Here is a 20,564-nt window from a genome sequence, read left to right as displayed (position 1 = left end):
AAGAATGCTTTTTGCTTACTCGAAGCGATAAGAGACCGACAGACCTACGCCGTAGTTACGGCCCGGTGCAGGTTCGTAATAACGCCCGTTGGATTCATTCACGATAACCGATCCGACATACTCTTTATCGAACAGGTTATCGACGCGACCAAAGACGTCCATTCCCCAGTTACCGTAGTTGAATTTATACCCGGTATTCAGCCCAACCACCGTGTAGGACGGGGCTTTCGCCGTGTTCTCGTCATCCGCCATGATATCGCTCATGTAGCGCACATCCGATCCCGCATACCAGCCTTCTTCCGGCTGCCAGCCAAACGAGGCATAACCCATGTTGCGGGCAATGCCTGGCATACGGTTGCCGTTACAGTCGCCGGTGCTGCACACGTTGGTACGATAGGTGGCGTCCAGATAGGTCCACGCCATTTTCAGCTTCCAGTTCTCAGCAAACTGCTGATCCAGGGAAACTTCAACCCCCTGACGACGGGTTTTACCGGCGTTTTTATAGCTGGTACGACCGCCAGCGCTGGCATCGACGACAATCTCGTCATCCGTATCGGTGCGGAACAGCGCTGCCGTCAGCAGACCATTACCGATACGGGTTTTGCTGCCCACTTCATAGGTATTGTTCGTGGAAGGTTTCAGGCCAATGTTGAGGCCGCCCTGGTTATCCGCACGATAAGAGAGCTCATTGATGGTTGGCGTTTCAAACCCGCGACCTGCCGCAGCATAGAGATTCCACGCATCGGTCACGGCATATTTCACCGATCCGGCCGGGAGCCACTTGTGATAGCTTGCGTCACCGCTGTCGTCTCCGTTGCCCGGGGTCACGTAATGGTCGTTGGAGTCAAACCAGACCGAGCTGTAACGGACGCCGGCATCCACGGAGAGTTTCTGCGTTAACTGCCAGCTGGTTTGCAGGTACGGGTCGACGTTCCACATCAGGTTACGTTCGTTACGACGTTTATCGCCCTTGACGCCGTACTCCGGCACGCCGTTGTTCATGACGAAGTTCTCGTATCCGCGACGATCTTCGCTCATGTTTTCGTAGTTCAGACCGGTGGTAAAGGTTACTGGAACCAGCAGTTCGCCACGGTGCGTCCAGCGGGTATCGATCCCCTGGTAATGGCGCTGCATATCAATCACGCCGCCGGAGTGGGAAGGTCTCAGCTGAGGCTGATAAGGAATTGACTGGTACTGTGTCATTTCACGTTCGCCGGCGTACATCATGACGCTGAGATCGTCCTGGGTGCTGAGCTGACGATCGTAGCGCAGGCCAGCCTGGGTCTGCTTGATGGTCTTGCGCGTATTGTATTGATCGCCACGCGGAGACTGCCGAGGGTTGTCATGCCATTCCTGGGTACTCAGTCCACCCGGATCGTTGGCTTTCATGTCCACGCTGTTGAAAATCAGCGTCAGCTTACTCACGTCATCAATACGAACACCCAGTTTAGCGTTGGCGAGATTCTTCCGCGCGCCGCTGTGGTCGCGATAACCTTTGGTCGTGAAACGGGTAGTGGACACGGTGTAGTCCACATCCCCGGCATGCGTCCCGTCACCCATCGCGCCGGTGGCTTTCATTCCATAGCGCCAGGTACCGTAACTGCCGTAATAGCTGCTGGCCTCGATGGTCGGCGGCTGCTGCCCGGTCTGGGTCGTCATGTTGATCACGCCGCCAGAGGCGTTGCCATAAAGGGCAGAGAAGGGGCCGCGCAGCACTTCTACGCTGTCCACGCTGGAAAGATCGATATTGGAGGTTTGTCCCTGTCCATCCGGCATGGTTGCCGGAATACCGTCGACATACATACGGATACCGCGCACGCCGAAGGTTGAGCGGGCACCAAACCCACGCATTGAAAGCTGGAGATCCTGAGCATAGTTCTGGCGGTTCTGGATCTGCAGTCCCGGCACGCTGCCAAGAGATTCAGACAGGTTAATGCGTGGCGCAGCATGACGCATATCCTCGCCATTCACGACGCTAACCGCCGCCGGGGTATCGAGCTCCGAGACGGTTTGCGGCGTGGCGCTGACGATCATGGTCTGTTCATCGGCACTCATCGCAGTGAGAGGCGCAGAGATAACAGGAACCAGCAGCAGTGGAAGCGTTGCCTTACGGGCAGAAATGATTTTCATGAAATAGACCGGTTATGGAAAAAACGTACCAAATGGAACATGTCCATATATGTTAAATCTTTTGTAAATCTTTTGAAAACTATAACCGCACATTGCGTTAATGAAAGGCCGGGAAGGAAAGAAAAACTCCACATTTAACTCATAAATGATTACTATTCTCATTATCAAAACGGCAATGCCATGACGTTGCCTGCCGGAAGTGATGTCAGCAGTAAACCCTGTGTTCAAAAAAGGAATTGTTATGTCTTTACGTCATCTGTGCTCGCCGCGCCTGAGTATGTCTCTGCTGTCAGGGGCGTTACTGTTTGCCGGAACCTTCCAGGTTCATGCTGCCGAAGAGATGTTGCGCAAAGCGGTAGGGAAAGGCGCATATGAAATGGCCGTGAGCCAGCAGGAGAATGCGCTGTGGGTCGCGACATCGCAGAGCCGCAAAACGGACAAAGGCGGGATTGTCTATCGCCTTGACCCGGTCACGCTGGACGTGACGCAGGTCATTCATAACGATCTCAAACCGTTCGGTGCCACCCTTGATAATGCCACCCAGACGCTGTGGTTTGGTAACACCATCAACGGCGCGGTAACCGCGATTGATGCCAAAACGGGTGAGGTGAAAGGGCGACTGGTGCTGGATAACCGTCAGCGCAGTGAAACCGTCAAACCGCTGCAGCCGCGCCAGCTGGTGGCCGATGACAGCGCAAACACGGTTTACATCACCGGCGTAGGCCAGGAGAGCGCGATTTGGGTGGTGGATGGTGCAACGCTGAAGCTGAAAGAGACCATCGGCAGTACCGGTAAATTCAGTACCGGCCTGGCGCTGGATGCGAAGGCAAAACGTCTTTACACCACCAATGCTGATGGCGAACTGGTGACGATTGATACGGCAACCCATAAAATCCTCAGCCGTAAAAAAGTGCAGGACGACGGTAAGGAGCACTTCTACCTGAATCTGAGCCTGGATACCGCCGGACAGCGTGCGTTCTTAACCGACTCAAAGCAGCCGGAAGTGCTGGTGGTGAATCTGAAGGACGGCAGCGTCATCAAGAAAATTGCCGTGCCTGAATCGCTAGCCGTTCTGTTTAACCCGGCGCGCAACGAAGCGTATGTGACGCACCGTGAAGCGGGTAAGGTGAGCGTAATCGACGCGAAAACCTACAACGTTACCAAAACCTTCGACACCCCGGTCTACCCGAACAGTCTGGCGCTCTCAGCGGATGGCAAAACCCTGTATGTGACGGTAAAACAAAAATCGACCCGTCAGCAGGAAGCCACCCAGCCTGATGACGTGATTCGTATCACGCTCTAAGTTTCGCTCCTCAACACAAAGAAAAAGGGAAGGCGCAATGCCTTCCCTTTGTATTAACCAGCAGGTCGATATTAACGCGACGTCTCTTCAACCAGCGGGGCGTCGTGTTTGGCATCATCAGGATGAACCGGCGCCGTGCTGTGAATTTCTTGTACGCGTTTACGCACGCCAAACCAGCCGGCAATCAGCAATACGGCCAGCAGAGGAATGGTGGCGATCGTGTAGGTACCGTTCGGGTAATCAAACGCCATCAGCACCAGCACGCTGAACAGGAACAGCAGGGTGAGCCAGGAGGTCACCGGTGCGCCCGGCAGCTTAAAGCTGACTTCAGCGGCTTTGCCTTCTTTGATCGCTTTGCGCAGACGCATCTGGCAGACCACGATAAAGGCCCAGGAGGCGATGATGCCGAGCGCGGCAACGTTCAGCACGATTTCGAATACCTGAGACGGTACCAGGTAGTTCAGGAACACGCCGAAGACATACACCACCAGCGTCGCCAGAATGCCCGCGTAAGGCACATGCTGACGGCTCATCTTCGACATGAATTTCGGCGCCGAACCGCCCATCGACATGGAGCGCAGGATACGACCGGTAGAGTAAAGACCCGAGTTCAGACTGGAGAGCGCAGCCGTCAGCACCACGATATTCATGATGCTGCCAACATAAGGCACGCCCAGTTTAGAGAAGAAGGTCACAAACGGGCTTTGACCCGCCTGATAGGCGTTCCACGGCAGCAGCAGAACCAGCAGCACCACGGAACCAACATAAAAGAGACCGATACGCCAGATAACGCTGTTAATGGCTTTAGGTACCATGGTCTGTGGGTCTTTACATTCACCCGCCGCGGTGCCGACCAGCTCAATGGACGCGAAGGCGAACACCACACCCTGAACCAGCACCAGCGCAGGCAGCAGGCCATGCGGGAAGAAACCGCCGTTATCAGTGATCAGGTGGAAACCGGTGGCATTGCCATCAAGCGGTTTACCGCTACCGAGGAACACCGTACCCACGACCAGGAACACCACGATGGCCAGCACTTTTACCAGCGCGAACCAGAACTCCATCTCCGCGAACCACTTCACGCCGATCATGTTCATGGTGCCGACAATGGCCAGTGCGCCCAGCGCAAACACCCATTGTGGCACATCACCAAACGCGCCCCAGTAGTGCATGTAAAGCGCGACGGCGGTGATATCGACAATACCGGTCATTGCCCAGTTGACGAAGTACATCCATCCAGCAACGTAGGCCGCTTTTTCACCGAGGAATTCGCGGGCATAAGAGACAAAACTGCCGCTGGAAGGGCGATGCAGTACCAGTTCGCCCAATGCACGAAGAATGAAGAAAGAAAAGATCCCGCACACCAGATAGACCAGGGCGAGAGCCGGGCCAGCCATCTGCAGACGAGCGCCAGCACCTAAAAACAGACCCGTTCCGATAGCGCCGCCGATGGCGATCATTTGAACCTGACGGTTGCCCATCGCTTTGTGGTAGCCCTCTTCATGGGAGTTTAACCAGCGACGTTTAGCAGCGTGATGATCGGCTGCGCTTTTATTGCTTGTTTTCATTGAGTTACCTGTTTGCCTGTCTGAACCATTATCGTGATAGTCCTGCCTGGCAGAGTGCAATACAAACGATTGCTTCTGCGCAAACACATGTTGCCTTCCCAGTCATTCTGCGTATGGATAAGGCGAAACATGGCGAGGCATCCTACCTGCAATTCATAAGCGACGCAAAATATAACCGTGCCGAAAGTGATGCACGTCGAAGGAAATCGTGTGGTCAGAGCAGACGGGGATCACAACACGCTGAATAGCGGTGAGTTTTTAGACAAATCCATTAATGAAGTGGTGCTTTAATCATCAGTTTCGCTTAATGATTGCGCAAAGCAACCAGCGCATAACGGCGCCTTTGCTCAACCGCCAAAAACGGCAATCGCCTGTTGCAGGCGGGTCGTACGCTGCGTCAGATGGTGTGCGGCGTCCGTCACGTTATCCACCATACCGGTATTGTTTTGGATCATTGTACCGATGCGGGAGATGGACGCGTTAATCAGGGTCAGCGCCTGCGTTTGCTCCTGCGTGGCGTGGCCTATCTCCTTAATCAGAGAAGACATCTCCATGACATTGCCAATCATCACCGTGAGCTGCGATTCAGTTTGCTCGACCTTCTCCACGCCGGCGTTCACGCTGGAAACGTTTTTCTCTATAAGCGTTTTGATCTCTTTGGCCGCCGTGGCAGAGTGCTGGGCAAGGTTGCGGACTTCGGCCGCCACGACCGCAAAACCGCGTCCGGCATCACCCGCACGCGCCGCTTCAACGGCCGCGTTCAGCGCCAGAATATTGGTCTGGAAGGCGATACGATCGATGACGCTGATGATGTCGACGATCTGGCTGTTATCCTGCGACACGGACTGCATCATGCCGATAGTCTCTTTCATCATTGCTTCACCGCGGTGAGCGCTGGTGCGGGTGCGATCTGCCATCAGGATCGCGTCTTTCGCCGTTTCAGCCGTCTGCTGAACTGCGCTGGCAATTTCTTCCACGGCTGAGGCCGTTTGCTGCAGAAAGTCTGCGGTTTCTTCGGTACGCGTTTGTAATGCCATACCTTCTTTCGCCACCTGCTGGCTGATTGTACTTATACCGCTGATTTGCGCACCGACATCGTCCACCAGCGAATGGAGGTTCAGACCCGACTGATTCACCATGCGCATCATCAGGCCGATTTCATCGACGCGGTCAAAATGGTAATAGTCCGCTTTACGTCCTGAAACCACCCGCTGCATTTGCTGGACAATGGATTTAACCGGCTTCGCAATTTGCGCATGAAGATAAACGGCCAGGGCAATAAATAGCAGAGCCAGACCTACAGTCTCAACAATACGATCGGCAAATATAAACAGCTGCAGACAAGCGAGCAGGGCGGTTATCGCAATACCAAGATGGATCCTTTTACTGGTGCTGAGGCGTTTAAACAGCGACGTAAAAGAGAACAGACCGTGGCGAACAAACAGGCCTTTATAAAAGCGGTGATGTTTTAATTCATTATTGCGCACTTTCTCATACCGTTTTTCACTGACAGCAATCTCTTCACGCGAAGGAATATTTCGCACAGAAATATAGCCGGTTAACGTTTCATTCTGATAAACCGGGGTGACGTTTGCGCGCACCCAGTAGTGATCGCCGTTCAGGCGGCGGTTCTTGACCAGCCCCGTCCAGGTCTCACCCTGTTGCAGGGTAAACCACATGTCGCCAAACGCCTCGGCAGGCATGTCGGGATGGCGAATAAGATTATGCGGCTCACCGAGAAGACTCTCTTCTTTATAGCCGCTGGCGTCAATAAAGGCAGAGTTCGCATAGGTAATATGGCTGTGCGTATTGGTGGTCGACATAAGCGTCGAACCTTCGTTAAGTAAATACTCGTTTTGTGTAACGGGAGTGTTATTCCGCATCAGTAACCCCATGGTCATATATCAATAAAAAAGAGTCCGTTAAACATTCAGGCAAGTTTGAAAGGTTTGGTTTTTTATTTTTACTGTCGGCATATTCTCTACGAAAGTTATGCGTTCCGGAATACCCTGTATTTAGTATTTTTTATTTTTAAAATGCATTCGATGTAATAAAAATGAAAATATTTATCGGTGCGTTTTTGTAGCACCCTGCAAATAAACGCCATAAGGCAAATTAAAAGCGGGAGATCACTCTTCGACGTAAACTGACCCGCCGAAATAGCGTTTCGTTAACAAGATGAAAACGCTATGCTTTAAGGGTTTTTCTTCAACAGGGGGCAACAGGGTGAAAGTGAATGTGATTGGCACCAGCGGGAGTGGAAAAAGCACCCTGGCGAAGCGTATCGCCGCAGAACTGGATATTCCTTACATCGAAATGGACCGACTTTACTGGTGTCCGGACTGGCAGGGCACCCCGGACGCTATCTTGCTGGAAAAACTGGAGACGACGCTAAAGGCGTCAGCGGAGTGGGTGCTTGATGGCAACTATAACCGTACGCGCCCTGTGAAATGGCGAGACGTGGATCGGGTGGTGTGGGTGGATTATGGGTTCGCCCGAACTTTGTATCAGGCTGTCACCCGAGCGTTCACGCGCGCCTGGCACAAACAGGAACTGTGGCCCGGTACGGGAAACTGTGAGAGTTTTCGTCGCTCATTCTTGAGCCGTGAGTCCATTATTATCTGGACAATCAAAACCTGGCGCAGCAACCGCGCACGTTATGCACGCGATATGGTAGACCCGCAATACGCCCATATTCATTTTGTCCGCATTACCCGCCGCAGTGAGGTGGAAAACCTCATTTCATCGCTTAAGTCACACGCGTAGCATGGATTTATATATCTGATTTCCGGCAAACCAAATGTAAATTAATTGTTTCTCAGAGGTGAAATACGCCTTTAATAATGACGACATGTTAAGTCAAACGAGAACGCAACATGTCCTGGCGAATCAGTATTCTGGATAAAAGCCCCATCGCTGAAAACGAAACGGCTGCCGATGCACTGGCGCGAACCCTGGCGCTGGCACAGCAGGCAGAAAATCTGGGCTATCACCGTTTCTGGATTGCCGAACACCACAACACGCCCCAGCTGGCCAGCCCTTCACCCGAACTGTTAATCGCCTGGATCCTCGGGCAAACACGGCGTATCCGCGTGGGCTCTGGTGGCGTCATGCTCCAGCACTACAGCCCTTACAAAGTCGCAGAAAATTTCAACCTCCTGGCCGCGCTTGCTCCCGGGCGCGTGGATCTGGGCGTCGGGAAAGCCCCAGGCGGCCTGCCGCTCTCCACCCGGGCGCTGCAACAGGGCCTCGATCAACAGCAAAAAGGCAGTTTTGCCGAACAGCTGACACAGCTTCATCACTGGATCCAGCCGGAAAATCAGTCGGTGGACGAGGCCGTTCGCGCGACGCCGCTGCCGCCGGTTCCGGCGCAGGGGTTCCTGCTGGGGGCCAGTACCGAAAGCGCGCTGCTGGCCGCGAAACTTGACTGGCATTTTGTCTTTGCTGCTCACCTGAATGGGGATCCGGCGCTGCTGCGTGAAGTCATCACCACCTGGCGTAACCACAGCGCCCGGGATGCGATTGTGGCGGTGCAGGTCATCGTCGCCCAGTCGCAGGCTGAGGCGGAGGCACTGGCACAACAGGTTGAAGTCTGGGGCGTCGAACTGGCAAATGGGCAGCGCGTCACCGTGGCCAGCGAAGAGCAGGCCTATGCCTTTGCCCGACAGGCGGGCAGCGAGCCGGTGCGCATTGCCCGTCGGGCACAGTCGCTGCTGGCGGGAACAGCTGAATCGGTGCTGGAACAGTTGAACGCCCTGCACGAAAAATGGGGCATTGATGAATTCATTATTGATACGCCCGTTGCGGATGGCGTAACGCGAATACAGTCCCTGCGTCTGCTGGCGCAGGCGAAGCTTAACAAGGAGGCCGCCGTATGCGTTTTGACGAACAACTGATTGCCTGGCGCCGGGAGCTGCACCAGAACCCGGAGCTGTCCGGCCAGGAGGTCGAAACGACCGCTCGCCTGCGTCAGTGGCTGACTACGGCTGGCATTACGCCGCTGCCTTATGCGCTTCAGACCGGCGTGGTGGCCGAAATTGGCACGGGGAAAAAGCTGATTGCGCTGCGGGCCGATATTGACGCCTTGCCCATTGAAGAGCGCAGCGGCGTGCCGTTTAGTTCACAGCGTGCGGGTGTGATGCATGCCTGCGGACACGATATTCATACCAGTGTGATCCTCGGGGCGGCGTTAAAGCTTAAAGAGCGTGAAGCGTCTTTAAACGGGCGTGTGCGGATCCTTTTTCAGCCGGCTGAAGAGAACTTTGGCGGCGCGAAAAGTATGGTGCGGGCCGGTGCCTTACGTGATGTCAGTGCCATCTTCGGGATGCATAACGAGCCGGGGCTGCCGGTCGGGGAATTTGCCACCCGCGGTGGGCCGTTCTACGCCAACGTCGACCGGTTTGTTATCCGAATTACCGGTAAAGGCGCGCATGCTGCACGTCCGCATGAAGGTAACGACGCCATCGTGCTGGCGAGCCAGCTGGTAACGGCGTTGCAGAGCGTTGCCAGCCGCAACGTCAACACGCTTGATTCCGTGGTGCTGAGCGTCACGCGCATTACCGGGGGCAATACCTGGAACGTCCTGCCGGAAAGCGTTGAGCTGGAAGGCACGCTTCGCACCCACCGCGTGGAAGTGCAGCAGAATGTGAAAGCACGCGTCGGCGAAATTGCCGCCGGGTTTGCCAGCGCGTTTAGCGCGCAGATCGACATTACCTGGTACGCCGGGCCTACCGCGCTGGTCAATGACGCACACTGGGCCGAATTTGCCACCGCCGTCGCCAGAGAATCTGGGTATGAAACGCAGCACGCCGAGCTGCATATGGGCGGGGAAGATTTCGCGGTGTATCTGCAGCAGGTCCCCGGGGCGTTTGTCAGCATCGGCAGCGCCAGTCCGTTCGGTTTACATCACCCGGCCTTCAACCCGGATGAAGCATTAATTGAGCCCGCTGCCCGCTATTTTGCACAGCTTGCGGAAAAAGCCCTGCAACACGTTTAATTCTGAAGAGGTGAATATGTCTGCAACCCGACAATTGCGGCTGGGAACCATTTTGCATGGTGCTTCCGGGAACATGTCTGCCTGGCGTCATCCGGCGGCGGTCGCCGATGCCAGCATTAATTTTGATTTTGTAAAAGCCACGGCGTTAAAAGCCGAAGAGGGGAAGCTTGATTTTTTATTCGTCGCCGACGGCCTCTATATTAACGAGAAATCCATCCCGCATTTCTTAAACCGGTTTGAGCCGTTAACGGTCTTGTCTGCACTGGCAAGTCTGACGTCGCGCCTCGGTCTGGTCGGTACCTTATCGACCTCCTACAGCGAACCGTTTACCGTGGCGCGCCAGTTTGCCAGCCTGGATCATTTGAGCAACGGACGCGCAGGCTGGAACGTGGTGACCTCACCGCTGGAAGGGTCGGCGAAAAACTTCTCGCGCGAGAAACACCCTGAACATGCGCTGCGCTACCGGATAGCGGATGAATACCTCGACGTGGTGAAAGGACTCTGGGATTCCTGGGAGGGGGATGCCTTTGTGCGCAACAAAGAGAGCGGGCAGTTCTTTGACCCGGCAAAACTGCATACGCTTGATCACCACGGCGATTTCTTCCAGGTGGCCGGTCCGCTCAATATTGGCCGCACGCCGCAGGGACGCCCGATTGTTTTTCAGGCAGGTGCATCGGATGACGGAAAAAAACTGGCCGCGAAACATGCTGACGCCATTTTTACCCATCATGAAACGTTAGAGGAAGCCAAAGCGTTTTATCGCGACGTGAAACACCAGCTTGAATCGAATGGCCGCAGGGCATCGGACTTACATATTTTTCAGGGCGTCAGCGTGATTGTTGGCAAAGACGCGGAGGACGTGGAGAACCAGTATCAGACAACCGCGGCTCTGGTGTCGATTAACGATGCCCTGAATTACCTCGGCCGTTATTTCGAACATCACGATTTCAGCCAGTACCCGCTCGACGAGCCGTTCCCGGACATCGGTGAACTGGGTAAAAACAGTTTTCGCAGCACGACCGATGAAATTAAGCGTAATGCTCGCGAACGCAACTTAACCCTGCGTCAGGTTGCACTCGAAGCAGCATCCCCGCGCCCGCGCTTTTCCGGTACGCCGGAGGAGGTGGCAGACGGTCTGCAGGGCTGGTTTGAGGCATTCGCCGCGGACGGCTTCATTATTCAGGGTGGAACGCCGGACACATTCCCGCGTTTTGTTGACCAGGTTGTCCCGGTGTTACAGGCCCGCGGGTTATTCCGCACCGACTATCCCGGCACTACGCTGCGCGACAGTCTGGGTTTAGACGAACCGCAAAACCAGTTCACACAACAATAATAGAGAACCTCGTTATGCAGAAATCATCGCTTATTCTGGCGCTTGCGCTGGCCTTTTCCCCTGCCGTCTGGGCAGAGAATGTTAACATTAATGGCACTGGCGTGAGCCTGGAAGCCAACAAAACGCCCGTCAACACCGCCAAAAACAGCGACGCCATCGCGCAACTGCCGAAAGATTATCGCTTCGCCGTGCCGGGCAAATTCACCGTGGCGGTTGCCGCGCTTAACTCACCGCCGCTGACCGTTTTTTCCGACGACAATAAAACGCTGCTCGGAAGCGAGGTGGACGTTGCCCGTCTGGTGGCCGACAGCCTTGGGCTGGAGCTGAACGTGGTGCCAACCTCCTGGGAGGACTGGCCTCTCGGCGTCGTCTCCGGGAAATACGATGCGGCGATCAGCAACATCACCGTGACCAGAGAGCGCAAAGAGAAGTTTGATTTTGCCACTTACCGTAAAGATTCCCTCGGTTTCTATGTGAAATCGACCAGTCCGATTACCTCGCTGCAGAAGGCGGAGGACATCGCCGGGCTGCGCATCATCGTAGGTTCCGGGACCAACCAGGAGGCTATCCTGCTGGCGTGGAATGCGGAGAACGTGAAGAAAGGCCTGAAGCCGTTTACCCCGATCTACACCAAAGACGATGCATCACAAACCCTGTCTCTCCAGTCAGGCCGCGCAGATGCGTTCTTTGGCCCGAACGTGACTGGCGCATGGAAAGCGGCGCTGACCGGGAAAACGAAACGGGTTGGGATTGTCGACGGCGGCTGGCCGAAGGCGGCGCACATTGCGGTGACGCTGAAAAAAGGCAGCGGCCTGGTCGAGCCGGTACAGACTGCACTTAACGGGGTCATCAAAAACGGCGATTACGACAAAGTGCTGAACCGCTGGGGGGAAGGGGTAGAACGTATCCCTCAATCAGAAGTGAACCCGGCAGGACTGGGTGACTAAGGAGGCGCTATGCGCGAGCAATTTCGGGACGTGTCACCGGAAGACGCCGATCTTCAGCCCATTATCGACGGATTATTCGGTGAATATGCCGCCCGCTATGGCGACTACTTCTCTAAAGACGCGGAAGTGGAGCTCACGGAGTGGTACCTGGCCCCGCAGGGGCTGTTTATTGTCCTTGAGCGTGACGGCGACATCATCGCCACCGGCGCGTATAAACCGTTTGATGAACGCACCGCTGAAATCAAACGAATCTGGACGCACAAGGCGCTGCGTCAACAGGGGCTGGCGGCCCGCGTCGTCCAGGAGCTGGAGCGTCGGGCGGTACAGGCCGGTTACAGCCAGATCTACCTCACCACTGGTTTTCGTCAGCCGGAAGCGGTCAGGCTCTATATCAGCCAGGGCTATCAGCCGCAGTTCGATCTGAACCGCGATCCGGAAGAGTACAGCCAGCCGCCGTTTGATGGCCGGCTGCGTTTCACCAAAACGCTGATCAGTGAAGCGTTCAGTAAAACAGCATGAGGAATGACGATGAGCAACGTTGAAACCATTAAGGTGGTCCCGGCGCGTTATCCGCTGCGGACTGTCGGTGCCGTGGTGGCGCTGTTTGTGCTTGCGGTGGTCATTCAGTCCGTGGCCTTTAACCCGCGCTGGGAGTGGTCTGTCTTTGCCCGCTGGTTCTTTGATCCGGTTATCCTCGAAGGCGTAGGGCAGACATTGCTGTTGACCCTGATCGGCACTGCGCTGAGCGTGGTCATCGGCGGCCTGCTGGCGCTGGCGAGGCTCTCTTCATCCTGGCTGCTGAGCAGCCTGGCCTGGGGGTATATCTGGCTGTTTCGTTCGTTGCCCCTGATTGTGGTTCTGATCATTCTCTATAACTTTTCCTATCTCTACGACACGCTCTCGCTTGGCGTACCCTTCACCGCCATTACCTGGGGTCGCTTCGAAACCATCAACGTGCTGGGACAGTTTTCCACCGCCGTGGTGGGACTGACGCTGGTTCAGAGCGCGTATACCGCCGAGATCATTCGCGGCGGTTTTCTGGGGGTGGATCATGGTCAGTATGAAGCGGCGGCGGCGCTCGGTCTGCCAGCCTGGCGTCGCACGGTGCGTATCATTTTGCCGCAGGCGCTACGCACGATTCTGCCGTCCGGATTTAATGAAATTATCAGTCTCGCGAAAGGTACGGCCATGGTGTATGTCCTGGCGATGCCGGAACTCTTCTATACCATTCAGATGATCTATAACCGCACGCAGGAGGTTATCCCGCTGCTGATGGTCGGTGCGGTCTGGTATCTGGTGATTACCACCGTGTTGTCTGCCATTCAGCATGTTGTGGAGCGCGGGCTTGCCCGCAGCGAACGTCGTTCAGCCGTTAATCAAAACCGGGTAGCCAGTCGCGTCCGTTCCGTATCCACCGCATCAGTACAGGAGCCCGTCCATGCAAACCTCTCCTGAAGGGCATATTTCGATTACCGGCGTCAGTAAGTTTTTTGGCCGCCATAAAGCGCTTGATAACGTCTCGCTGGAGATCCCGCCCGGATCGGTAACGGTGATCCTCGGGCCTTCCGGATCGGGTAAATCGACGCTTCTGCGCACCATTAACCATCTGGAACGCGTCGACGAAGGGTTTATCCAGATTGACGGTGATTACATCGGTTACCGCCGTCAGGGTGACAAACTCTACGAGCTGAAAGAGAAAGAGATCCTCAAGCAGCGCGTCAATGTGGGCTATGTCTTCCAGAACTTTAATCTCTTTCCGCATCTCACGGTGCTGGAAAACCTGATTGAAGCGCCCATCGCCCATAAAAAACTGAGTAAGAAAGAAGCCGTTGAAAGGGCATACAGCCTGCTGGATGTGGTCGGGCTGCGCGATAAAGCCGACGCCTGGTCGCGCCATCTCTCCGGTGGCCAACAGCAGCGTATTGCCATTGCCCGCGCGCTGGCGTTACGTCCCCGGGTAATGCTGTTTGATGAGCCCACTTCAGCGCTCGACCCGGAACTGGTTGGCGAAGTGCTGGACGTGATTAAAAAGCTCGCCCGCTCGGGTACCACGCTGGTGGTGGTCACCCACGAGATCGGCTTTGCCCGGGAAGTGGCGGATCAGGTGGTCTTTATGGTCGACGGCAAAATTGTGGAGCAGGGCAGCAGTGACGACGTATTAACCCGTCCGTCGCACCCGCGAACGCGCCAGTTCCTGTCAAAAGTGCTGTAAGGAGCGCAGATGAAATATGCTTTTCTGGCCGGTCTGGCTTTTACGACCGCGAGCCATGCGGGTATCGATTTACACGCCAACGAGCAGCCGCTGCCGGTGACGGTAGATCGGCAGGCCGTCGCGAAGATCCCCGCGAACTATAAATTTGTTGAGCCGGGCACGCTCACGGTAGCGATCTCAGCGCTCAACTCTCCACCGCTGGCGCTGCTTGCCAGCGATAACCGGACGCGGATTGGCAGCGATCCGGATATTGCCCGCTTGCTGGTGGGCAGTCTGGGGTTAAAGCTGAAGCTGGTTCCCACGGCCTGGGAAGACTGGCCGCTGGGGATCAGCTCCGGACGCTATGACGTGGCGCTGGTGAATATTGCGGTGACCGAACAGCGAAAAGAGAAATTTGATTTTGCGACCTATCGCGTCGACTCACTGGCGTTTTCCGTGAAATCCACCAGCGCGGTCCAGGCGATTAACAGCGCAAAAGATCTGGCAGGCAAAAAGGTGATTGTCGGTTCCGGGACCAATCAGGAGCGCATTCTGCTGGGCTGGAATGAAGAGAACAAAAAAGCCGGTCGTGAGCCTGCGCTGCCGGTCTATCTGACCGATGATGCTTCCGGCAACCTCTATATTCAGTCCGGCAGGGCGGATGTGTTCTTCGGGCCTCAATCCGTATCCGCCTATAAAGCGGCGTTGACCGGCAAAACGCGCGTAGTGGGTCTCGGGCCGAAGAGAGCCTATGTCGCCACAACGACCAAAAAGGGCAATGGGCTGGTTTATGCTTTGCAGGCTGCGCTGGAGGGCGCTATTACGCGTGGAGAGTACCAGCGGGTGCTGGCACGCTGGGGGGAAGAGGGCGAAGCGGTGACGCAATCCGACGTGAACCCGCCTGGGATAACCTATTAGTCATGTCTACACTTAGGGTTTTCATCTCGGAGGGGGCAACATGATTAAACTCTATGGCGTACCCGGCTGGGGATCGGCAATCAGTGAAGTGATGCTGACGCTGGCAGACATCCCTTATCAATTTATCAACGTGGACGGGTTTGACCAGCCCGGTCCGCAGCGTGAGTTGCTGAAAGCACGCAATCCGCTGTGTCAGGTACCCACGCTGGAACTGGAGAACGGGGCGATCATGACCGAAACGGCGGCGATTGCGCTGATGGTGCTGGACAGATGTCCCGATCTTGCGCCTGCCGTCGGCCAGGCTGAGCGGCAGCAGTTTCAGCGGTTGCTCATCTGGTTTGTTGCGAACGTTTATCCCACCTTTACCTACGCCGACTACCCTGAACGCTGGGTGCCGGATGCGCCGGAGCAGTTGAAAAACAGCTGTATTGAATACCGAAAATCACTCTATCTGTGGTTTGACAGCCAGCTCAGTGCCACCCCTTTTGCACTCGGGGAACGGCTGACGCTGCTTGACGTCTACATCACGGTTGCACGCACCTGGGGGCCTCGCCATGCATGGTTTGCGGCGAATACGCCGAAGATAACGGCGATTGCGGATACCGTGTGCCAGCTGGCGGAACTGCACAAGGTGTTAAAGGCAAACGAGATAATCTGATAACGTGGAACTCACATTCATAACTGGAAGCCTGCATATGCCACACGTAGATATCAAATGTTTTCCCCGTGATTTGAACGACGACCAAAAAACCGCGCTGGCGGCGGATATTGCCGAGGTGATTACCCGTCATCTGAACAGTAAAGATCGCTCTATTTCGGTCGCCCTGAATGAAGTGCAGGAAGCCGACTGGAAAGCGCAGGTCTGGGATACCGAAATTGAACCCAACCTGGATCACTTAATTAAGAAACCCGGCTATTCAATATGAGAGAGGGTCGGGCGGCGCGGAGTCGCCCGACACGACACACGCGTTACTTCGTCTGCAGCAATATTGCCATCAGCCCCGGAAAGCGGGCATCAAGATCGTCTCTGCGCAGTGAAATCATATTTTCTCGTCCCTGCGGGCGCTGCCAAATCACGCCGCTGTCGCGCAGCACGCGCCAGTGATGGGTCATCGTCGATTTCACCACCTCGTCCGGGCGCAGCGCGTTACAGCTCAGTTCGCTGCCATCGGCCAGCCTGCGGATAATCGACAGCCGTAGCGGGTTACCAAGGGCAAAAAGCACATTTTCCAGCAGTATTTGTTCAGTTTCAGGGTGGTTCGGGATCATCGTTTTCCTGCGTCTGGTGTCAGATTGAGCTATATCAACAATAGGTCAACCGTAAAAAAATAGTTCGATAATACTCGTACAATAGGACTATTATAGCAAACGAACGAACACGCGACCATCCCGGTCGTCACAACGCAGTCTTAATGACTAAGGAAATATTATGCCCCGACCCATCCCTCTCGAACGTTATCGCAACATCGGTATCTCCGCGCATATCGATGCCGGTAAAACGACCACCACCGAGCGCATCCTGTTTTATACCGGTATGAGCCACAAACTGGGTGAAGTACACGATGGCGCGGCAACTACCGACTGGATGGCACAGGAGCAAGAGCGCGGGATAACCATTACCTCTGCGGCAGTCAGCTGTTTCTGGCCAGGTATGGACCGGGGCTTTGAACCGCACCGGATCAACATTATCGACACCCCGGGCCACGTGGATTTCACCATTGAGGTGGAACGTTCCATGCGTGTACTCGACGGCGCTGTCATGGTGTATGACTCCGTCGGTGGCGTGCAGCCGCAGTCGGAAACCGTCTGGCGTCAGGCGAACAAATATCATGTCCCGCGGCTGGCCTTCGTCAACAAAATGGACCGCCCGGGTGCGGACTTCTTCCGCGTCGTGCGAATGATGCAGGAGCGTCTGAAAGCGAATCCGGTCCCGATTGTTATTCCGGTGGGGGCAGAAGAACACTTCACCGGCGTGGTGGATCTCATCAAAATGCGTACCATTTTGTGGGACGATGCTACCCAGGGCATGGTGTTTACCTATGCTCCTGTGCCGGATGACGTAGTGAGTACTGCGCAGGAATGGCGGGAAAAAATGGTCTCTGCGGCGGCGGAAGCCAGCGATGAGCTGATGGATAAATACCTGGAAACGGGTGATTTAGAGGAAGCGGAAATCATCAGGGGGCTGCGTATGCGGACCATCTCCGGTGAAATCCAGCCGATGCTGTGCGGCAGCGCGTTTAAAAATAAAGGCGTGCAACGCATGCTCGATGCGGTCATTGAACTGATGCCGTCGCCTCTGGACGTGCCCGCCATTGATGGTGTGGATGAGAATGGGCAGCATGCCGAGCGTCATCCAGACGACAACGAGCCGTTCTCCGCATTGGCCTTTAAACTGATGAGCGACCCGTACGTCGGACAGCTGACCTTTATCCGCGTTTACTCTGGCGTGCTGCGCAAAGGCGACGCGGTGTACAACCCGGTGAAAGGGAAGAAAGAGCGCATTGGGCGCATCGTGCTGATGCATGCTAACGATCGCCACGAAGTGGATGAGCTGCGCGCGGGCGATATCGCGGCCTGCGTTGGGTTGAAAGATGTGACAACCGGTGACACGCTCACCGACCCGAATGCCGTCATCACGCTGGAACGGATGGAGTTTCCGGACCCGGTTATCTCGCTTGCGATTGAGCCGAAAACCAAAGGCGATCAGGAGAAAATGGGCATTGCATTGCAGCGCCTGGCAGCGGAAGACCCTTCGTTTCGTCTGCACACCGATGAAGAGTCCGGCCAGACAATTATCTCCGGGATGGGTGAGTTACATCTTGAGATTATCGTTGACCGCATGCGGCGTGAGTTCGGCGTTGAGGCGAACATTGGTCGCCCACAGGTCACGTACCGTGAAACCCTGCGTAAAGCGGTGAAGGATATCGAAGGGAAATTTGTCCGACAGTCCGGCGGTAAAGGGCAGTACGGCCATGTGGTGCTCAGTCTGGCACCGTTAGAGCCCGGCAGTGGTTTTGTGTTTGAAGATGCCACCAAGGGCGGCGTTGTCCCGCGCGAGTATATTCCGTATGTGGAGAAAGGCCTGCGCGAAGCCATGAACAGCGGTGTCCTGGCGGGGTATCCGGTTGTCGATGTGAAAGCGACCCTGACGTTTGGCTCCTATCACGAGGTCGACTCCTCGGAAATGGCGTTCCGCATGGCGGCGATCCTCGGCTTTAAAGAGGGCGCTCGCAAAGCGGACCCGGTGATTCTTGAACCGGTCATGCATGTCGAGGTGGAAACACCGGAAGAGTACGCCGGCAACATCATGGGCGATCTCTCTTCCCGCCGCGGCATGGTGCAGGGAATGGAAGAGCAGTACGGTAGTCAGATTATTCGCGCGGATGTGCCGCTGGCGGAGATGTTTGGCTATGCCACGACGCTGCGTTCGATGTCGCAAGGCCGCGCGACCTACACGATGGAATTCCATCATTTCGCGGAAGCACCGCGTAATGTTGCGGATGAAATTATTGCACGGCGCGCGAAGTAATTTAAAAGCCCTTTCCCTCGCGGAGAGGGCTTTTTTTATAGGCTATTTTTCCAGCGCCTTTACCATTTTCCCACTGGTCACAAACGTCCCGGCCCCCAGATGATGCAGGGTATTCAGCTTATCGCCGTCAAACTGCCAGCGTCCGGCGACAAACGCGCGTTCATCTGCGGCTGCCGAAACAACCTCACCAAACAGCGTGTCGTATTTTTCTGCGGCTGCGGTAACCGGGAGTAAACGACACTCCATCCACGCCAGGCATTTCTCTTCAATCACCGGCAGTCCGAGTACCGGACCTTGCACAACCGGGATCCCGTAGCAGTTGAACTTGTCTTCGTCGCGCCCGCTCACGCTGCCGACGGCGTAAGCCCAGTTAGCCGCTGCCACGCCGGGGATGACAATACCGAACTTTCCGCTGCGCTCAATCAGTTCGCGCGACCAGGTGCTTTTGTCCACCACAATTGCGATACGCGGTGGCTCAAACTCTACCGGCATCGACCAGGCCGCGGCCATGACGTTACGACGGTCGATAGACTCATCGCGGCTGGTAATCAGCACCGTAGGGCCATGGTTCAGCAGACGGCTGGCATGCTTTAATTCAACGGGACGAAACGCGCTCATGAACATTCCTCTCAGCAGGTATTCTGGCATTAAACGTCTGATGGGGAGCCGAAATCAAGATGCACCCGCAAAAAGCACTTTTGCGCATATGGAGGCCGGAAAATAGTTTATAAACAGGGAACATCACATCATGGAAGCGAATCATGTCCCCATTTCTGAGTGCTTATTTTGCCCGTACGGGCTGGCAACAGCCTGTTCAGGTTGACATCGACACCCTGCGGGCGCTGCATCTACACCACAACTGCGCGATCCCCTTCGAGAATATTGACGTCGTGATGCCGCGCGAGATCCATCTGGAAGATCAGTGCCTGGTCGACAAACTGGTGACGGCGCGTCGTGGAGGCTATTGCTTTGAGCAGAACGGCCTGTTCGAACGCGTTTTGCGTGAAGTGGGCTTTACGGTTCGCAGCGTGCTGGGCCGCGTGGTCTTAGCCAGTCCGCCACAGATGCCGCCGCGTACGCATCGTCTGCTGCTGGTTGAACTCAACGGCGAGCGCTGGATTGCCGACGTCGGTTTTGGCGGACAGACGCTGACGGCGCCGATTCGTTTGCTCGCCAACGAGGAGCAGGAGACACCCCACGGGCTGTACCGTTTGCTGAGCGAGGGCAACGACTGGATCCTGCAGTTCAGCCACCACGATCACTGGCAGTCGATGTACCATTTTGATCTGACAACACAGTATTTCAGCGATTACGTGATGGGCAACTTCTGGTCTGCGCACTGGCCGCAATCCCATTTTCGCCACCATCTGTTGATGTGTCGCCATCTGCCTGACGGCGGAAAGCTGACCCTGACCAACTTTAACTTTACCCACTGGCAGAAGGGGCATGCGGAAGAGCAGGTCCATCTTCCCGACGCGAACGCGCTGTATCAGGTGATGCAGTCACGGTTTGGACTGGGCGTTGACGATCCAAAACACGGGTTTTCGCTGGACGCGCTGACGGCGGTGATGGCCGGGTTTGATACACATCCTCAGGCCGGGAAATAGAACGGTGGCGCTGCGCTCAGGCGTAGCGCCACCCGGCAACAC

The 20,564-nt window shown here is 55.6% G+C and carries 17 protein-coding genes and 1 pseudogene; 13 read left to right on the top strand and 5 right to left on the bottom strand.

Annotated elements, in window-relative coordinates:
- Nucleotides 1-15 precede the first annotated feature (15 nt).
- Entirely contained in the window at nucleotides 16-2,130 is a 2,115-nt protein-coding gene (gene pqqU, locus BH714_RS07890) for a TonB-dependent receptor PqqU (RefSeq protein WP_040017591.1), read from the bottom strand.
- A gap of 241 nt (nucleotides 2,131-2,371) precedes the next feature.
- Here pqqU and yncE point away from each other — a divergent pair, with 241 nt between their 5' ends.
- On the top strand, nucleotides 2,372-3,433 hold the full coding sequence (gene yncE, locus BH714_RS07885) for a 7-bladed beta-propeller protein YncE (RefSeq protein WP_040017589.1): 1,062 nt from the start codon (nucleotides 2,372-2,374) through the stop codon (nucleotides 3,431-3,433).
- 71 nt (nucleotides 3,434-3,504) lie between these two features.
- Here yncE and ansP read toward each other — a convergent pair whose 3' ends face one another.
- Nucleotides 3,505-5,001 carry an L-asparagine permease gene (gene ansP / locus BH714_RS07880; RefSeq protein WP_020884034.1) on the bottom strand — a complete coding sequence of 499 codons (1,497 nt, stop codon included), beginning with the start codon at nucleotides 4,999-5,001 and terminating at the stop codon, nucleotides 3,505-3,507.
- A 347-nt stretch (nucleotides 5,002-5,348) separates the two neighbouring features.
- Entirely contained in the window at nucleotides 5,349-6,884 is a 1,536-nt protein-coding gene (locus BH714_RS07875) for a methyl-accepting chemotaxis protein (RefSeq protein ID WP_040017587.1), read from the bottom strand.
- 343 nt (nucleotides 6,885-7,227) lie between these two features.
- Here BH714_RS07875 and BH714_RS07870 point away from each other — a divergent pair, with 343 nt between their 5' ends.
- From BH714_RS07870 to pptA, 10 genes and pseudogenes are all read left to right on the top strand, one after another.
- Nucleotides 7,228-7,767, top strand: a complete 540-nt coding sequence (locus BH714_RS07870) for an AAA family ATPase (protein WP_025204120.1) — start codon at nucleotides 7,228-7,230, stop codon at nucleotides 7,765-7,767.
- A 110-nt stretch (nucleotides 7,768-7,877) separates the two neighbouring features.
- A complete protein-coding gene (locus BH714_RS07865; protein ID WP_040017586.1) occupies nucleotides 7,878-8,897 on the top strand; it encodes an LLM class flavin-dependent oxidoreductase in 1,020 nt (339 codons plus the stop codon).
- Nucleotides 8,876-9,997, top strand: coding sequence for an amidohydrolase (locus tag BH714_RS07860; protein ID WP_040017585.1), 1,122 nt, complete (start codon nucleotides 8,876-8,878; stop codon nucleotides 9,995-9,997). Before BH714_RS07865 ends, BH714_RS07860 begins: the two co-directional genes overlap by 22 nt.
- A 16-nt stretch (nucleotides 9,998-10,013) precedes the next feature.
- Nucleotides 10,014-12,277: pseudogene (locus BH714_RS24305) on the top strand (NtaA/DmoA family FMN-dependent monooxygenase).
- 9 nt (nucleotides 12,278-12,286) lie between these two features.
- Complete coding sequence (locus BH714_RS07845; protein ID WP_020884041.1) at nucleotides 12,287-12,796, top strand: GNAT family N-acetyltransferase; 510 nt, start codon at nucleotides 12,287-12,289, stop codon at nucleotides 12,794-12,796.
- Between the two features lie 9 nt (nucleotides 12,797-12,805).
- The gene (locus BH714_RS07840) at nucleotides 12,806-13,732 is read left to right on the top strand and encodes an amino acid ABC transporter permease (RefSeq protein ID WP_020884042.1); all 927 of its coding nucleotides are present in this window, start codon (nucleotides 12,806-12,808) and stop codon (nucleotides 13,730-13,732) included.
- On the top strand, nucleotides 13,716-14,489 hold the full coding sequence (locus BH714_RS07835; protein WP_014170239.1) for an amino acid ABC transporter ATP-binding protein: 774 nt from the start codon (nucleotides 13,716-13,718) through the stop codon (nucleotides 14,487-14,489). The genes BH714_RS07840 and BH714_RS07835 overlap by 17 nt, the downstream gene beginning before the upstream one ends.
- A 9-nt stretch (nucleotides 14,490-14,498) precedes the next feature.
- On the top strand, nucleotides 14,499-15,386 hold the full coding sequence (locus tag BH714_RS07830; RefSeq protein WP_040017582.1) for a transporter substrate-binding domain-containing protein: 888 nt from the start codon (nucleotides 14,499-14,501) through the stop codon (nucleotides 15,384-15,386).
- 40 nt (nucleotides 15,387-15,426) lie between these two features.
- Entirely contained in the window at nucleotides 15,427-16,044 is a 618-nt protein-coding gene (locus tag BH714_RS07825) for a glutathione S-transferase family protein (protein WP_020884044.1), read from the top strand.
- 37 nt (nucleotides 16,045-16,081) lie between these two features.
- Nucleotides 16,082-16,312 carry a tautomerase PptA gene (gene pptA / locus BH714_RS07820; protein ID WP_040017580.1) on the top strand — a complete coding sequence of 77 codons (231 nt, stop codon included), beginning with the start codon at nucleotides 16,082-16,084 and terminating at the stop codon, nucleotides 16,310-16,312.
- A gap of 43 nt (nucleotides 16,313-16,355) precedes the next feature.
- On the opposite strand, the gene BH714_RS07815 is transcribed toward pptA, so the two are convergent.
- The gene (locus BH714_RS07815) at nucleotides 16,356-16,655 is read right to left on the bottom strand and encodes an ArsR/SmtB family transcription factor (protein WP_014170235.1); all 300 of its coding nucleotides are present in this window, start codon (nucleotides 16,653-16,655) and stop codon (nucleotides 16,356-16,358) included.
- Nucleotides 16,656-16,815: 160 nt separating this feature from the next.
- Between BH714_RS07815 and fusA the strand changes: the two genes are divergently transcribed.
- On the top strand, nucleotides 16,816-18,915 hold the full coding sequence (gene fusA, locus BH714_RS07810; protein WP_040017577.1) for an elongation factor G: 2,100 nt from the start codon (nucleotides 16,816-16,818) through the stop codon (nucleotides 18,913-18,915).
- A 42-nt stretch (nucleotides 18,916-18,957) separates the two neighbouring features.
- Here the strand turns inward: fusA and BH714_RS07805 are convergent, their stop codons facing one another.
- A complete protein-coding gene (locus BH714_RS07805) occupies nucleotides 18,958-19,533 on the bottom strand; it encodes a flavin reductase family protein (RefSeq protein WP_020884047.1) in 576 nt (191 codons plus the stop codon).
- A 143-nt stretch (nucleotides 19,534-19,676) separates the two neighbouring features.
- Here BH714_RS07805 and nhoA point away from each other — a divergent pair, with 143 nt between their 5' ends.
- Nucleotides 19,677-20,522, top strand: coding sequence for an N-hydroxyarylamine O-acetyltransferase (gene nhoA, locus BH714_RS07800; protein WP_020884048.1), 846 nt, complete (start codon nucleotides 19,677-19,679; stop codon nucleotides 20,520-20,522).
- Nucleotides 20,523-20,564: the final 42 nt, after the last annotated feature.

Source organism: Enterobacter ludwigii, from assembly GCF_001750725.1.
Classification (GTDB): Bacteria; Pseudomonadota; Gammaproteobacteria; order Enterobacterales; family Enterobacteriaceae; genus Enterobacter; species Enterobacter ludwigii.
The sequence above is the reverse complement of the archived record's forward strand: the minus strand, read 5'-3'. Positions and strand labels throughout refer to the sequence as shown.

Excerpts from the sequence above, each read along its gene's own strand:
- pqqU (WP_040017591.1), bottom strand. The coding sequence starts at position 2,130 with ATGAAAATCATTTCTGCCCGTAAGGCAACGCTTCCACTGCTGCTGGTT.
- yncE (WP_040017589.1), top strand. The coding sequence starts at position 2,372 with ATGTCTTTACGTCATCTGTGCTCGCCGCGCCTGAGTATGTCTCTGCTG.
- ansP (WP_020884034.1), bottom strand. The coding sequence starts at position 5,001 with ATGAAAACAAGCAATAAAAGCGCAGCCGATCATCACGCTGCTAAACGT.
- BH714_RS07875 (WP_040017587.1), bottom strand. The coding sequence starts at position 6,884 with ATGCGGAATAACACTCCCGTTACACAAAACGAGTATTTACTTAACGAA.
- BH714_RS07865 (WP_040017586.1), top strand. The coding sequence starts at position 7,878 with ATGTCCTGGCGAATCAGTATTCTGGATAAAAGCCCCATCGCTGAAAAC.
- BH714_RS07860 (WP_040017585.1), top strand. The coding sequence starts at position 8,876 with ATGCGTTTTGACGAACAACTGATTGCCTGGCGCCGGGAGCTGCACCAG.
- BH714_RS07845 (WP_020884041.1), top strand. The coding sequence starts at position 12,287 with ATGCGCGAGCAATTTCGGGACGTGTCACCGGAAGACGCCGATCTTCAG.
- BH714_RS07840 (WP_020884042.1), top strand. The coding sequence starts at position 12,806 with ATGAGCAACGTTGAAACCATTAAGGTGGTCCCGGCGCGTTATCCGCTG.
- BH714_RS07835 (WP_014170239.1), top strand. The coding sequence starts at position 13,716 with ATGCAAACCTCTCCTGAAGGGCATATTTCGATTACCGGCGTCAGTAAG.
- BH714_RS07830 (WP_040017582.1), top strand. The coding sequence starts at position 14,499 with ATGAAATATGCTTTTCTGGCCGGTCTGGCTTTTACGACCGCGAGCCAT.
- BH714_RS07825 (WP_020884044.1), top strand. The coding sequence starts at position 15,427 with ATGATTAAACTCTATGGCGTACCCGGCTGGGGATCGGCAATCAGTGAA.
- pptA (WP_040017580.1), top strand. The coding sequence starts at position 16,082 with ATGCCACACGTAGATATCAAATGTTTTCCCCGTGATTTGAACGACGAC.
- BH714_RS07815 (WP_014170235.1), bottom strand. The coding sequence starts at position 16,655 with ATGATCCCGAACCACCCTGAAACTGAACAAATACTGCTGGAAAATGTG.
- fusA (WP_040017577.1), top strand. The coding sequence starts at position 16,816 with ATGCCCCGACCCATCCCTCTCGAACGTTATCGCAACATCGGTATCTCC.
- BH714_RS07805 (WP_020884047.1), bottom strand. The coding sequence starts at position 19,533 with ATGAGCGCGTTTCGTCCCGTTGAATTAAAGCATGCCAGCCGTCTGCTG.
- nhoA (WP_020884048.1), top strand. The coding sequence starts at position 19,677 with ATGTCCCCATTTCTGAGTGCTTATTTTGCCCGTACGGGCTGGCAACAG.